The sequence below is a fragment of the Inquilinus sp. genome (genome assembly GCF_039594555.1).
Taxonomy (GTDB): Bacteria; Pseudomonadota; Alphaproteobacteria; order DSM-16000; family Inquilinaceae; genus Inquilinus.
In genome coordinates, this window is sequence record NZ_JBCNNF010000177.1 from 1 (window position 1) to 13,813 (window position 13,813).

At 70.8% G+C, this 13,813-nt stretch carries 15 protein-coding genes and 1 riboswitch; of the genes, 7 read left to right on the forward strand and 8 right to left on the reverse strand.

Annotation, left to right across the window (positions count from 1 at the left end):
- Nucleotides 1–260: 260 nt before the first annotated feature.
- Nucleotides 261–337, forward strand: a riboswitch (cobalamin riboswitch).
- A gap of 55 nt (nucleotides 338–392) precedes the next feature.
- Together ABDW35_RS19210 and ABDW35_RS19215 are read left to right on the forward strand one after the other, a co-directional pair.
- The gene (locus ABDW35_RS19210; protein WP_343715493.1) at nucleotides 393–608 is read left to right on the forward strand and encodes a CbtB-domain containing protein; all 216 of its coding nucleotides are present in this window, start codon (nucleotides 393–395) and stop codon (nucleotides 606–608) included.
- Nucleotides 609–619: 11 nt separating this feature from the next.
- Nucleotides 620–1,396 (forward strand): CbtA family protein, encoded by a 777-nt coding sequence (locus ABDW35_RS19215; RefSeq protein ID WP_343715494.1) that lies wholly within the window; start codon nucleotides 620–622, stop codon nucleotides 1,394–1,396.
- A 129-nt stretch (nucleotides 1,397–1,525) separates the two neighbouring features.
- Here the strand turns inward: ABDW35_RS19215 and gph are convergent, their stop codons facing one another.
- Together gph and ABDW35_RS19225 are read right to left on the reverse strand one after the other, a co-directional pair.
- Nucleotides 1,526–2,173 carry a phosphoglycolate phosphatase gene (gph, locus tag ABDW35_RS19220; RefSeq protein WP_343715495.1) on the reverse strand — a complete coding sequence of 216 codons (648 nt, stop codon included), beginning with the start codon at nucleotides 2,171–2,173 and terminating at the stop codon, nucleotides 1,526–1,528.
- A 33-nt stretch (nucleotides 2,174–2,206) separates the two neighbouring features.
- Nucleotides 2,207–2,815 (reverse strand): DUF1287 domain-containing protein, encoded by a 609-nt coding sequence (locus tag ABDW35_RS19225; protein WP_343715496.1) that lies wholly within the window; start codon nucleotides 2,813–2,815, stop codon nucleotides 2,207–2,209.
- Nucleotides 2,816–3,006: 191 nt separating this feature from the next.
- On the opposite strand from ABDW35_RS19225, the gene ABDW35_RS19230 reads away from it, so the two are divergent.
- Nucleotides 3,007–4,809: an IlvD/Edd family dehydratase gene (locus tag ABDW35_RS19230; RefSeq protein WP_343715497.1), complete on the forward strand. Its 1,803-nt coding sequence runs from the start codon at nucleotides 3,007–3,009 to the stop codon at nucleotides 4,807–4,809.
- 52 nt (nucleotides 4,810–4,861) lie between these two features.
- Here ABDW35_RS19230 and ABDW35_RS19235 read toward each other — a convergent pair whose 3' ends face one another.
- The 6 genes from ABDW35_RS19235 to ABDW35_RS19260 form a co-directional block, all read right to left on the reverse strand.
- Nucleotides 4,862–5,083, reverse strand: coding sequence for a KTSC domain-containing protein (locus ABDW35_RS19235; RefSeq protein WP_202964852.1), 222 nt, complete (start codon nucleotides 5,081–5,083; stop codon nucleotides 4,862–4,864).
- Nucleotides 5,084–5,155: 72 nt separating this feature from the next.
- The gene (locus tag ABDW35_RS19240; RefSeq protein WP_343715498.1) at nucleotides 5,156–5,968 is read right to left on the reverse strand and encodes a purine-nucleoside phosphorylase; all 813 of its coding nucleotides are present in this window, start codon (nucleotides 5,966–5,968) and stop codon (nucleotides 5,156–5,158) included.
- 18 nt (nucleotides 5,969–5,986) lie between these two features.
- Nucleotides 5,987–6,895 (reverse strand): ABC transporter permease, encoded by a 909-nt coding sequence (locus tag ABDW35_RS19245; protein WP_343715499.1) that lies wholly within the window; start codon nucleotides 6,893–6,895, stop codon nucleotides 5,987–5,989.
- Nucleotides 6,895–7,920, reverse strand: coding sequence for an ABC transporter permease (locus tag ABDW35_RS19250; RefSeq protein WP_343715500.1), 1,026 nt, complete (start codon nucleotides 7,918–7,920; stop codon nucleotides 6,895–6,897). The genes ABDW35_RS19245 and ABDW35_RS19250 overlap by 1 nt, the downstream gene beginning before the upstream one ends.
- Entirely contained in the window at nucleotides 7,917–9,428 is a 1,512-nt protein-coding gene (locus tag ABDW35_RS19255; RefSeq protein ID WP_343715501.1) for an ABC transporter ATP-binding protein, read from the reverse strand. Before ABDW35_RS19255 ends, ABDW35_RS19250 begins: the two co-directional genes overlap by 4 nt.
- 21 nt (nucleotides 9,429–9,449) lie before the next feature.
- Nucleotides 9,450–10,478, reverse strand: a complete 1,029-nt coding sequence (locus ABDW35_RS19260) for a BMP family ABC transporter substrate-binding protein (protein ID WP_343715502.1) — start codon at nucleotides 10,476–10,478, stop codon at nucleotides 9,450–9,452.
- A 335-nt stretch (nucleotides 10,479–10,813) separates the two neighbouring features.
- Here ABDW35_RS19260 and ABDW35_RS19265 point away from each other — a divergent pair, with 335 nt between their 5' ends.
- The 4 genes from ABDW35_RS19265 to ABDW35_RS19280 all read left to right on the forward strand — a co-directional run.
- Nucleotides 10,814–12,589 (forward strand): EAL domain-containing protein, encoded by a 1,776-nt coding sequence (locus ABDW35_RS19265; RefSeq protein WP_343715503.1) that lies wholly within the window; start codon nucleotides 10,814–10,816, stop codon nucleotides 12,587–12,589.
- A 245-nt stretch (nucleotides 12,590–12,834) separates the two neighbouring features.
- Entirely contained in the window at nucleotides 12,835–13,227 is a 393-nt protein-coding gene (locus ABDW35_RS19270) for a response regulator (RefSeq protein ID WP_343715504.1), read from the forward strand.
- A 94-nt stretch (nucleotides 13,228–13,321) separates the two neighbouring features.
- Nucleotides 13,322–13,570 (forward strand): hypothetical protein, encoded by a 249-nt coding sequence (locus ABDW35_RS19275; RefSeq protein ID WP_343715505.1) that lies wholly within the window; start codon nucleotides 13,322–13,324, stop codon nucleotides 13,568–13,570.
- On the forward strand, nucleotides 13,567–13,813 hold a 247-nt coding region (locus ABDW35_RS19280; RefSeq protein ID WP_343715506.1), incomplete at its 3' end, for a PIN domain-containing protein. The genes ABDW35_RS19275 and ABDW35_RS19280, both read left to right, overlap by 4 nt.

Genomic DNA, 13,813 nt, shown 5'->3' on the forward strand with positions numbered 1-13,813 from the left:
CCGCAACGCCGGCTTCAACGCGGCGGCGCGCAACAGCGCGCGCTCCTCCAGCGGCTCGTCGGCGGGGAACGCCCCGGACCGGGTGGCGGCGGTGGCGCCGTGGCAGATCAGGGTCAGGCGGGTCGGCATCGGCAGGACCGTTCGGCGGCGGGGCTCTCGACACAGGAAAGCACGATGGCACGATGCGCCGCCCGCCGGCAGCGGCTTCGATTGACAGAAGCCGGGCCGGGACCCATGCTGCGGCGGTTCGCCATGGATGCGGAAGCCGGTGCAACTCCGGCACGGTCGCGCCACTGTGACCGGGGCGGCGTCTCCGACGCGGTTCCGGGAGTCAGACCCCGTCATGGCCCGGGTGCATATCAGCGGGACGCGAATCCCAGGGGAGCGCTATCATGTCCGACATCACCGCCGCACGGCCCATTTCCGTTCCCGTCGGCCCCATCCCGGTCGGCGAGGTGCTGCCCTGGGCGGTGTTCGCCGGGCTGATCCTGCTGCTGGCGGTGTATTTCGTCGGCGCCGAGCAGGGCGCGACCGCAGTCTTCTCCGGCAGCTATGTGCATGAATTCGTGCATGATGGGCGCCACCTCCTCGGCTTCCCCTGCCACTGAGGCCAACCGCCATGGTTGGGAACCTGTTGCTGCGCGGCATGCTGGTCGGCGTGCTGGCGGGGCTGCTTGCCTTCGGCTTCGCCCGGATCTTCGGCGAACCGCAGGTCGACCGGGCCATCGCCCTGGAAGGGACAGTGGGCCATTCGCATGACCGTGGCGACCACGACCACGGGGCGGCCCCGGCCGGCGGCGAGGCCGAGAAGCCGGAGCTGGTCAGCCGCGAGACCCAGGCCGGCCTGGGCCTGCTGACCGGCGCCGTCGTCTACGGCGCCGCGGTCGGCGGGCTGTTCGCGCTGGTCTTCGCCTTCGCCTATGGCCGGGTCGGCCGCCTGGACGCCCGCGCCACCGCGGCGCTGCTGGCGCTCGGCGCCTTCATCGCGCTGGTGGTGGTGCCGGACCTGAAATACCCGCCCAACCCGCCCGCCGTCGGCAACCCGGACACGATCGGCGAGCGCACCAGCCTGTTCTTCATCATGCTGGCGATCTCGGTCGCGGCCCTGGTGCTGGCGGTCAACATGGCCCTCGGCCTGGCCCGGCGCCATGGCGGCTGGACCGCCGGGATCATCGCCGGCGTGGTCTACGTCGCCATCATCGCGGTCGCCCAGGTCGCGCTGCCGGCGGTGAACGAGGTGCCGGAGGGCTTCCCCGCCGACCTGCTGTGGCAGTTCCGCATCGCCTCGCTGGGCATGCACGCGGTGCTGTGGACCACCATCGGCCTGGCCTTCGGCGCCCTGGCCGAGCGGTCCTTCGCCCGCCGCGGTGGCGGGCGCCTGGCCTTCTCGCGGTGAAAGGCTGGGTCTCTTCTAAGACCAACTAAAAACTGTCATGCCCGGGCTTGACCCGGGCATCCAGACGCTGTCGAGACCCACTTGATTGCCGGGTCAAGCCCGGCAATGACACAGAGGGGAGTGTCTGCTCTAACCTGCCGGGACCGCGGCCGGCAGCAGATCCGCGAACCGCCTCAGCCGGGCCGAGTCCTCCACCGGGACGGCCCGGCCGGTGCCCCAGTCGACGATGCGGCAGGGCACCCCGGCCGCGCGGGCGCAGGCCAGGTCGATGCCGGTGTCGCCGACATAGACCGTCTCGCCCGGCGCCACGCCCAGCAGGTCGAGCGTGTGCAGCAGCGGCCGCGGGTCCGGCTTCACATGCGGCGTGGTGTCGGCGCCGACCACCGCGGACAGATGCGGCAGCAGCCCGAGCCGGTCCAGCACCTGCCGGGCCAGCGCCTCCGGCTTGTTGGTGCAGACGCCGAGCCGGATCCCGGCCGCCCGCAGCGCCGGCAGGGCGGTGGCCGCGTCGGCGTAGAGCGTCGAGTCCGCCACCGGCCGGGCGGCGTAGTGGTCGAGATAGATCCGGGTGTCGCGGTCGACATCCGCCTCCGGCAGGCCCAGGGCGCGGTGCAGCTTGACCACCAGCATCCGTGCCCCCTCCCCCACCAGCGTCTCGATGAAGGCCGTCTCCTGCGCCGGGGCGCCGCGATCGGCCAGCATGAGGTTCACCGCATGGGCGATGTCGGGCGCGCTGTCCACCAGGGTGCCGTCGAGATCGAAGATGGCGGCTTTCATGCCGGGCCTGCCTGCTGGGGGATCGGTGCCGGTCTAGCCGGTGATGAAGCGGTAGCGGCCCGTGACCGGAAAGTCGAGCAGCCGATCCTCCAGCCGCGCACCGCCGCCGATGTTGTGCACTACCAGCGGCGCCCCGCTGGGGCCGGTTCGGCCGGTGACGACGGCGATGTGCGGCAGGTTGCCGGGCAGCATCTGCGTCACCAGGTCGCCCTCGGCGAAGCCCGCCGGCGCCGTGTCGGCCGGCAGCGCCCGGCCCCGGCGGCGGAAGAAGGTCTGCAGATTCGGCACCCGCCGGTGGTCGATGTTCGGGTCCGGCCGCGACAGGCCCCAGGCGCGGGGATAGCGCGAGAAGTTCGCGCGCATATCCTCATGCACCAGCCGCTGCAGGTCGATGCCGAAGGCGTCGCGATAGGCGCGGATGATGACATCGGTGCAGACGCCGCGGTCGCGCGGCACGTCCCCGCCGGGATAGGCCAGCCGGGCATAGGCGGGGTCGTAGGTGACGGTGGCGCCGATCTGCGCCTGGGCCGCGGCCACCAGTTGCGCCGCCCAGTCCGCCGGCGCCGCCCGGGCGGCGTGGAGGGCCGGGCCCAGCCCGGCGGCCAGGGCCGCGCCCATCAGCATCCGACGCCGACCGATCATGCAATCCTCCCGCCCCACGGACCGGCTGCAGCACAGCATCCGGAGATGGCGGGATCAGGGCGGACGGAGCGCCGGCGGACGCCTGACGAATCCATCTGTATCTGGCCACCGGGCTGATGCCATACTATATCGTCGTACAATTACGTTGCAGTCAGCGCCGACAACGAGCGGTGCGTGGAGGAAAACAAACGATGGCCGGCCAAGACCGATCCCGGACCCTGCGGTCCCAGCAGTGGTTCGACAACCCCGACGATCCGGGGATGACGGCCCTGTATATCGAGCGCTACCTGAATTTCGGGATCACGCGCGAGGAGCTTCAGTCCGGCAAGCCGATGATCGGCATCGCCCAGACCGGGTCGGACCTGTCGCCCTGCAACCGGCATCATCTCGAGCTGGCCAAGCGGGTCAGCGCCGGCATCCGCGCCGCCGGCGGCATCCCGTTCGAGTTCCCGTGCCACCCGATCCAGGAAACCGGCAAGCGCCCGTCGGCGACGCTGGACCGCAACCTGACCTATCTGGGGCTGGTCGAGCTGCTGTACGGCTATCCGCTGGACGGCGTCGTGCTCACGGTCGGCTGCGACAAGACCACCCCGGCGCTGCTGATGGGGGCCGCCACCGTCAACATCCCGGCCATCGCCCTGTCGGTCGGGCCGATGCTGAACGGCTGGCACAAGGGCGAGCGGGTCGGGTCCGGCACCATCGTCTGGCGGTCGCGCGAGCGGTTGGCCACCGGCGAGATCGACTACAACGAGTTCATGAACATCGTCGCCGCCTCGGCCCCGTCGGTCGGCTACTGCAACACCATGGGCACGGCCTCGACCATGAACTCGCTGGCCGAGGCGCTGGGCATGCAGCTGCCCGGTTCGGCCGCGATCCCGGCGCCGTATCGCGAGCGTGGCCAGATCGCCTACGAGACCGGCCTGCGCATCGTCGAGATGGTCGAGCAGGACATCAAGCCGTCCGACATCATGACCCGGAAGGCGTTCGAGAACGCGATCGTGATCAACTCCGCCATCGGCGGGTCGACCAACGCGCCGATCCACCTGAACGCCATCGCCGCGCATCTCGGCGTGCCGCTGAACAATGACGACTGGGAGAAGGTCGGCCACGACATCCCGCTGCTGGTCAACCTGCAGCCGGCCGGCGAGTATCTCGGCGAGGACTACCACCAGGCGGGCGGCGTGCCGGCCGTGGTGGCGGAGCTGCTGAAGGCCGGGCTGCTGCCGCACCCGGACGCGATCACGGTCAACGGCCGCGCCATCGGGGACAACTGCCGCGACGTCGAGAACCTGAACCCCGAGGTGATCCGCCCGGTCGACCGGCCGCTGAAGGCCCATTCTGGCTTCCTGAACCTCAAGGGCAACCTGTTCGACAGCGCGATCATGAAGACCAGCGTGATCTCGCCGGAGTTCCGCGACCGCTATCTGTCGAACCCGCAGGACCCCGAGGCCTTCGAAGGCAAGGCCGTGGTGTTCGAGGGGCCGGAGGACTACCACCACCGGATCGAGGACCCGACGCTGGAGATCGACGAGTTCTCGATCCTGGTGATCCGCGGCACCGGCCCGATCGGCTATCCCGGCGCGGCCGAGGTGGTGAACATGCAGCCACCGGCGCGGCTGATCCAGAAGGGCGTCCACGCCCTGCCCTGCATCGGCGACGGCCGGCAGTCCGGCACCTCGGGGTCGCCCTCGATCCTCAACGCCTCGCCCGAGGCGGCGGCCGGCGGCGGCCTGGCCCTGCTGAAGACCGGCGACAAGGTCCGGGTCGATCTGCGCCGACGCAGCGTGAACGTGCTGGTCTCCGACGAGGAGCTGGCGCGCCGGCGGTCCGCGCTGGAGGCCCAGGGCGGCTTCAAGTATCCGGACCACCAGACGCCGTGGCAGGAGATCCAGCGCGCCCTGACCGACCAGTTGGCCGAGGGCATGGCGCTGAAGCCGGCGCTGAAGTACCAGCGCGTCGCCCAGACCAAGGGCGTGCCGCGCAACAACCACTGACGATGCGTTGATGGGACCGTCCGGCGGTGGTCGAGGCCACCTCCGGACGGGTTCACCCGAGGCGGCGGAAGGGGTAGGCGTCGCGGATGCGGGCGTTCACGAACCGGCCCTTCGACTCCGCCGCCAGCAGTTGGCGCCAGACCCGGTCCGGAACCGGGTAGTAGCGATAGACAATCCCGCCGGCATATTCGACGTCGAGGGACCTGGTCTTCGGATCATAGCCGACGGACGACACGGCGCTGGACTCCGTCGGGACCCGCCTGATGCGCCGCATCGGACAGCCTCGCGACAGCCACTCTCCCTGATCGGAAATGGCGGCGTCCGGCGCCCGGTTCCGGCGGAGCCGTCAGATCGCGCGCACCAGGTCGTGGAACAGCCCACCCATCCGCTCCGCCGTGCCCTTGGCGACGTCCAGGATGTGCTCATGGTCGAGATCGGCGCCCGGCAGGCCGGCCGCGAGGTTGGTGACCAGCGACAGGCCCAGCACCTCGGCGCCGAGATGGCGGGCGGCGATCGCCTCCAGCACCGTCGACATGCCGACCATGTCGCCGCCCCAGCGGCCGACCATCTGGATCTCGGCCGGCGTCTCGAACATCGGGCCGGGGAAGCCGACATAGACGCCTTCGGTCAGCGACGGATCCAGCGCCTGCGCCGCCTGGCGCAGCCGCGGCGAATAGCAGCCGGTCAGGTCGACGAAGCGCGGCCCCAGCCTGTCCGGGTTCGGCCCGAACAGCGGCGACACGCCGGTGAAGTTGATGTGGTCGCGGATCAGCACCGGCTCGCCCGGCTTCATGCCGGGGCGCAGGCCGCCGCAGGCATTGGTCAGGATCACGATCTTCGTGCCCGCCAACACCGCGCTGCGGACGCCATGCACCACCTTGGCCGGCGGATGGCCCTCATAGAGATGCACCCGCCCGGCCATCACCAGGATGCGCCGGTCGCCGGCCCTGACGCTGCGGAACACGCCCTTGTGGCCCAGCACGGTGGTCGGCGGGAAGCCCGGGATCTCGGCGAAGGGCAACTCGGCCACGGTCTCGCCGATTCTATCCACCGCCGGGCCCCAGCCGGAGCCGAGCACGATCGCGGCGTGATGGTCGGCGCCGAGCTTCTGCTTCAGGACCGCGGCGGCTTCTTCCGCCAGGACATAAGGGTCTTCCATCGCTTCCTCTCTCGGCTCTCAGGCCATGGCCCCGCGCCGGCGGCGCCCGCGGGCGATCACCAGCGCGACCAGGGTGATGACATAGGGTGCCATATCGGTGAGCTGGTTCGGCAGCCCCCGTCCCTGCAGCCGCAGGCCGGCGGCGTCGGCGAAGCCGAACAGCAGGCAGGCCAGGGCGACGCCGACCGGATGGCCGCGGCCCAGCATCACCGCCACCACCGCGATCCAGCCGCGCCCGGCGCTCATATCCTCGGCGAACAGCGTGACGCTGCCGAGCGACAGCTGCGCCCCGGCCAGGCCGCACAGGGCGCCGCCGGCCAGCACCGCGGCGATGCGGGTGCGGGCGACGCCGGCGCCCAGCGTCTCCGCCGCGTCCGGCCGCTCCCCCACCCCGCGCAGGCGCAGGCCCCAGACGGTGCGGAACAGGAAGACGGCGATCACCGTCACCAGGGCCCAGGCCGCCCAGGTGAGCACGGTGTGGCTGCCGAAGACGCGGTTGAACCAGGGCACCGCCGCGATCCGCGGCAGCACCACGCGCGGCAGGTCCTGCATCGTCGGGTCGGTGAAGGTGCCGGAGACGCCGAACAGCGTGCGCAGCAAGAAGGCGGTCAGGCCCGAGGCCAGCAGGTTGAGGCCGATGCCGATGACGATCGGGTCGCCGCGGAACCAGGTCGACCCGAAGGCCAGGATCGCCGAGAACGCCATGGTGCCGATGAGCGCCACGGCCACGCCGCCGGCGACGCTGCCGGTATACCAGGTGCCGGCGATGGCGGCGAAGGCGCCGATCAGCATCTGGCCTTCCAGCGCGATGTTGAACACGCCGGCGCGGTCGCACAGCACCCCGGCCAGCGCGGCCAGCAGGATCGGCGTCACCGCCTGGATGGTCTGGGCGAACAGCACCGCGTTGAACAGCGACAGCCAATCCATCAGCGTCGCCTCAGGCCGTGGCGCATGGCCAGCAGCAGGATGATCACCGCCTGCAGCGCCAGGGTCAGCACCCGCGGCACCTCGGTCGCCCGCTCCATGGCGAAGCCGCCGGTCTGCAGCGCGGCGAAGAACAGCCCGGCGCAGACCGCACCGACCGGCTCGCCCATCGCCAGCAGCGCCGCCATCAGCCCGGACCAGGTGTAGGCCGGCGACAGCAGCGCGTTGTCGGTGAAGCGGAACTGGTCGCCCAGCACCAGCATGGCGCCGACCAGCCCGGCCACGGCGCCGCTGGCGAACAGGGTGCGCACGGTCTGGCGGCCGAGATCGACCCCGCCATAGGCGACGAAGCGCGGATTGAGGCCGCGCAGCCGCAGCTCGTAGCCGGCGGCGCCGCGCCGGTCGGTGAACACCACCACGGCGATCACCAGCAGCAGCAGGACCAGGCCCCAGGTGATCGGCGTGCCCGGCACCAGCACCGGCAGCCGCGCCGCCTCCTCGACCCGATAGGTCTCGGGCATGCCGGTCGACGGGTCGCGCAGCGGGAACCGCGCCAGGTAGGAGCTGACGCCCCGGGCCGGATAGCTGAGCAGCAGGGTCGAGATCAAGAGCGGCACGCCGAACCGCACCTCGCCCCAGGCCGCCAGCGCGGCGTAGGCGCCGGAGACGGCCATGGCCGCCAGGATCGCGGCCGCCAGCCGGACCTCGCCGGGCGCCGGCAGGTACAGTGCCACCACCGCCGCCATCAGCCCGCCCAGCACCAGCTGGCCGTCGCCGCCGAGATTGACCATGCCGCCGCGCAGCGGGATCGCCGCCACCAGCGTCATGCCGACCAGCGGCACCGCGCGGGCCACGGTCTCCGCCAGGTTCGGCCCGACCAGGGCGCCGGCCAGGATCTCGCCATAGACCGCGACTGGGTCGTGCCCGGCGGCCAGGGTGATCAGCGCCCCGATCACGAGCCCGCCGAGGATCGCCCACAGCACCGAGGAGGTCGCGGCGCCGCGCAGGGCGGTGGCGGCGGCGGTCATGCCGCCTGCCCCGTTACCCCGGCCATCAGCAGGCCGAGGCCGGTCTCGGTGGCCTCGGCGCCGGGCACCTCGGCGATCACCCGGCCCTCATACATGACCAGCACCCGGTCGGAGAGGGCGAGGATCTCGCCGAGTTCGGCCGAGACTAGCAGCACGGCGCGGCCGCGGTCGCGCTCCGCCACCAGCCGGGCGTGGATGAACTCGATCGCGCCGACATCGACGCCACGGGTCGGCTGCTCGGCGATCAGCACCGGCGCCTCATGGTCCAGCTCGCGCGCCACCACCACCTTCTGCAGGTTGCCGCCGGACAGGGTGCCGACGGCCGTGCCCTCGCCCGGGATCCTGATGCCGAAGCGGGCGATCAGGCCGCGCGCCCGCTCCCGCATCGCCGCGCGATCGAGCACGCCGCGGCGCGACAGCGGCGCCCGTCGGTGGAAGCCCATGGCGAGATTGTCGGCGGCGCTGGCCCGCAGGGCCGTGCCGGTGCGGGCCCGGTCCTCGGGCACATAGGCGATGCCGGCGGCGCGACGGCCGGCGACCCCGGCGGCGGTGACGTCGCGCCCGTCGACCCGGATGGTCCCGGCATCCGCGGCCCGCAGCCCGGCCAGGATCTCGATCAGCTCGGTCTGGCCGTTGCCGGCGACCCCGGCGATGCCGACGATCTCGCCCGCCCGCACGGCGAAGGAGACGCCGTCGACCGCCGGCTTCCCCGGCGCCGCCAGGGTCAGGCCTTCGACCTCCAGCAGCGGCTTGCCCGGCTGCGCCGCCGCCTTGTCGACCTTCAGCGAGACGTTGCGGCCGGTCATCGCCCGGATGATCGCCTGCGGGTCGGTCTCGGCCGTCACCATGCGGTCGGCGTTGCGGCCGTCGCGCAGCACGGTGATGCGGTCGGTCACCGCCATCACCTCATGGATCTTGTGGGTGACGAACAGGATGGTCCGCCCGTCCGCCGCCAGGCCGCGCATCACCTGGAACAGCCCGTCGCGCTCGCCCGGGGTCAGCACCGCCGTCGGCTCGTCCAGGATCAGGATGCGGGCGTCGCGGTACAGCGCCTTCAGGATCTCGATCCGCTGCTTGACCCCGACCGGCAGCGTGCCGACACGGGCGTCGGGATCGACCGGCAGCCCGTGGCGGGCGGCCAGCGCCGCCACCGTGCGGCGGGCGGCGGCGCGGTCGATGAACGGCCCGCGCCGCGGCTCGACCCGGTAGACCACGTTCTCCCACACCGTCAGGCTGTCGAACAGCTTGAAGGCCTGGTGCACCATGCCGAGGCCGGCGGCGATGGCGTCGGTCGGCGACCGGAACGGCCGGGGCCGGCCGTCGATCACGATCTCGCCCCCGTCCGGCTGCACCAGCCCGTAGAGGATGCCCATCAGGGTCGACTTGCCGGCCCCGTTCTCGCCCATCACCGCATGGATCTCGCCGGCCTCGACCGACAGGTCGATCCGGTCATTGGCCAGCACCCCGGGGTAGCGCTTGACGATGCCGCGCATCTCAAGGAATGCCATGCCCCGGCCCCTCTGCGCCGGTTACTGGCCGGCCGTCAGCGGGTCGGCCACCGTCACCGTGCCGGCGGCGATGGCGTCGCGCAGCTCGCGCACCTTGGTGATGACGTCGGGATGCCCGGCGATCAGGCATTTCGAATTGGCGACGTCGTCGCCGAGCCCGGTCAGGGTGATGCCGCCCTCCTTCACGCCATAGGAGGTGAGCGGCGCCTGGGTGCCGGCGAGGATGCCCTTCACCGCCTCGACCAGGGCGACATCGACCTTCTTCTCGATGTTGTCCATCACCACGCCCGGCGCCAGCGGGCACTGGTTGACGTCGACGCCGAAGGCCAGCGTGCCCGGCGTCGCCTCCGCCGCCTTGAAGATGCCGCCATTGCCGCCGGAGGTGGCGGCCAGCACCCGGTCGGCGCCCTCACTGATCAGCGACACCGCCTGCTGCTGCGCCCGCACCGGGTCGGAGAACGGGTGGTCGCCGCCGACCCAGACGGTCGGGCTGACCACGATCTCGTCGTTCACCGCCTTGGCGCCGGCGGCGAAGCCGTCGGTGAAGCGATGCAGGAACGGGATGTCCAGCGCGCCGATCGACCCGATGGTGCCGCTGTCCGAGGTCAGCGCCGCCTCGGCGCCGGCCAGATACGCGCCCTCATGCTCGCGGAACACGGCGCAATAGACATTCGGCATCGGCTTCTGGATGCACTGGTCGACGATCAGGAACTTGATGTCCGGGAACTTGGCCGCCGCGTCCGGCACGATGTCGCCGAACTCGAAGCCGATCACGATCACCACCGCCGCGCCCTCGCGCGCCGCCGCCTCGACATTCTGGCGGCGGGTGGCGGGATCGGTGCTCTCGTAGATCTTGGCCTCGCCGCCGATCGCGGCCGCCGCCTGCTCCGCGCCCTTGCGGCCGAGCTTGAGGAACTCGTTCACGCCGAGCGGGTCGGGCGAGATGAAGACCAGCTTGCCGCCCGCCGCCTGGGCCGGCAGCACGGCACCGAGGGAGAGGGCCGCCGCCGCGATCGAACCGATGAGATGCCGTCGCCCATGGATGCGCATGATCTTTCCCCTGTGTCTTCGCGATCGCCGCCCCGCGGAGCGCCCGGCGGTTCACCTTTGGCGGCTGTCGTTCGATTCGTCAATCGGCGCGGGTTGCCCGCGACTCGGCTCTATCCGGCTGGACAGGCCAAGGAGATTGCAGTTTACTAAAATTGTATTTAATTGATTTGCCTTCCGCCCTGGAAATGATTCCGGCTCTAATCGGCGGAGGCCATCGGGCCATTCGTTCGACCGGGAGATGACGCGGAAGCCATGAGCGGCAGAGTAGCGACCGTCCAGCCGCGGCTTGTGGCGATCCGGGCCTCCTTCCGGTCGGGGCTGACTGTCCCGGCCCGATGACCGATTCCGCTTCCCCACCCCTGATCGCGCTGGAACGCGACGCCCTGCAGTCCCTGGTCGACGGCGACCCAATCGACGCCGTGCTGCGCGGTGTCGCCCAGGCAATGGGCCGCCTGCAGGATCCCGGCATCGGCGTCGCCTTTCTGCGGCTCGACGAAAGCGGTGCCAGCCTGTCGCTGCTGGCGCAGAGCGGGCTGCAGGGCCCGCTGCTGGACGCGCTGGGAACGATCCGAGTCGGCCTCTCCGGCTCGCCCCCAGGTGTTGCCGTGTTCACCAATGCCCCGGCCGCCGGTCCCCTGGGCTTGGCCGAGGCACCGGCGATCGTCCTTGCCGAGCCGCTGACCGATGATGACGGCCGGATCGCCGGCGCCCTGGTGCTGGCCGGCCCGTCCCAACCGAAAGAGATGCCGGAGCCGCTGCGCCAGACCATCGGCCGGCTGTTCGCCATGGCGCTGCGGCGCGACCTGCGGGACCGCGAGGTGCAGGACCTGATCTATCGCGACCCGCTGACCGGCCTGCCCAACCGCCGCTGCTTCGAGGAACGGCTGGCCGAGACCTTCGCCCGCGGGGTGGATGCGGCCTGCCCGGTCTCGGTCCTGTTCATGGATCTGGACGAATTCAAGAAGGTCAACGATACCCTGGGCCATGAGGTCGGCGACTTGCTGCTGGCGATCGTCGGCAGCCGGCTGCGCCGCGCTTTGTCGACAGAAGCCTTCGTGGCCCGGCTGGGCGGCGACGAGTTCGCCGCCATCGTCGCCGCCGATGCCGGCACGGCGACGGCCGCCGCCGGCCGGATCACCCGGGCGCTGAAGGAGCCGGCGATGCTGCGCGGCTACCGACTGCCGATCTATTGCAGCATCGGCATCGCCACCTGCCCGGACCATGAATCCGACCCGGCGCTGCTGAAGCGCCTGGCCGATATGGCGATGTACTACGCCAAGCAGTCGGCCACCGGCATCGCCTCGGCCGCCACGCCGGAGGTGCGCCGGGCGATGTCGATCTCGGCGGTCGAATTCGACATACCGGCGGCGCTGCAAACCAACCAGATCGGCCTGGTGTTCCAGCCGCGGGTGAATCTGGTCAGCGGCCGGGTCACCGGTTTCGAGGCGCTGGCCCGCTGGAACCATCCGACCCTCGGCGTGCTGTCGCCCAGCCACTTCATTCCCTGGGTCGAACGCCGTCCCGACCTGGCGCTGAAATACACCGAGTGGCTGCTGCAGTCTCTGGCCGACACGCTGATCCAGCTGCCGCGCGACGCGCTGGTGCCGATCTCGATCAACATTCCGGTCGCGGTGATGCAGTCCGACGCCGTGTTCACCGCCATGCTGAGCCGCATGAGCGAGGCGGGGCTGCCGCTGAGCCTGCTGCAGATCGAGATCGTCGAACGGGCCCTGACCCGCATGCCGGCCGAGGTCGAGGCGGTGGTGGAGCGCATGGTCGGGCTGGGCATCGCCTTCGAGCTGGACGATTTCGGCAGCGGCGAGGCCAATCTGGCGGCGCTGTCGCGGCTGCCCTTCTCCGCCATCAAGATCGCCGGCGAGATCGTGCAGACCGTGGCGACCGACCCGCGCTGCGAAAGGCTGATCGACGGCGTCGCCCGCTTCGCCGAGACCTTCGGCGTTTCACTGTGCGCCGAGCATGTCGAGAGCCCGGCGCAGCGGGACATCCTGCGGCGGCTCGGCGTCGGGCAGGGACAGGGCTATCTGTTCGGCCAGCCCGTGCCAGCCAGCGCGCTCGCCGCCGCGGTCCGCACCGATCATCGGGGCGCATAGCGTGGCGAATCGAAGGATGGTAACGTTCACATGGGCCACCCGGAACCATTTGCCATCGCATTGATTATCTGCAATTCCTCGCCGGCCGGGATGGCCGGCCCTCAGCATGGGCGGGGCATGCCGACCACGGACAGCGGAGCAGCAGCGGGAAATGCGTCATGTCGGAAGCCGCCGGCCTTATCCCCGGGCGAGGCGTTGCCCGTGATCCGGCGGGCATCTCGGCCGTGACCGGGCAGGCCGGGCCGATGAAGATCCTCCTCGTCGACGACGACGAGTTGTTCCTGGAATTCGCCGCCGCGATGCTGCGGGCCGACGGCGTCACCGTCGAGACCTGCGCCAGCGCCGCCGAGGCGATGGCCGCGCTGCATCTCGAGGATGGCGGCCAGCCGGCGGCGGATTTCGACGCCGTGCTGATCGACATCGTCATGCCGGAGGTCTCCGGCACCGAGCTGTGCTCGCTGATCCGCGGCCATGGCGGCTATGGCGACCTGCCGGTGATCATGATCAGCGCCACCCGCGACATGAGCCTGATCGACCAGGCTCTGACCGCCGGCGGCTCCTCCTACATCCAGAAGCCGATCCAGGCCGCGACCTTCGCCGACGAGATCCGGCAGAAAGTGGCGGAGGCACAGAATTAAGGGCCAACGGCCGCTGCTTCTGCCATCAAGCCATCAGCAGCCATCTTGATGGCAGCGCCCCGGCGACCTATCATTCTCCTGAATGGAGGATGCCATGGCGGAACCTCAACTCTCCGTTCGCAGCGCCAAGGCCCGGGATCTCGCCCACCGCCTCGCCCGCCGCGAAAACCGATCGATTGCCGACGTCGTGGAGCGTGCGCTGGAGGCGTATGAAATTCGCGAAGCCGGCCGCGAGCCCGCAGCTTCGTTCTATGCCCGGCTGGCAAAGGACCGCGACACGGATATCGATCTCGAAGCGGTGATCCGCAGCGCTCGTCGTGTCGATCCAGGTCCGGACCTTTGATCTTCCTCGACACCAACGTCGTTTCCGAGACCCTGCGCAAAGCGCCCGATCCCGCCGTGATCGACTGGCTGATCCGGCATGACGCCGAACTGGCGCTGCCGACGGTGGTGATCGCGGAAATCGCCTTCGGCATCCAGAAGATCCAGCCGGATCGGCGCGCGGCCCGTCTGGAGCGGGAACTTTCGGATTGGCGGCGCCGGTTTGCCGACAGGATCTTCGGCCTGACCGAAGAGGCCGCGCTGG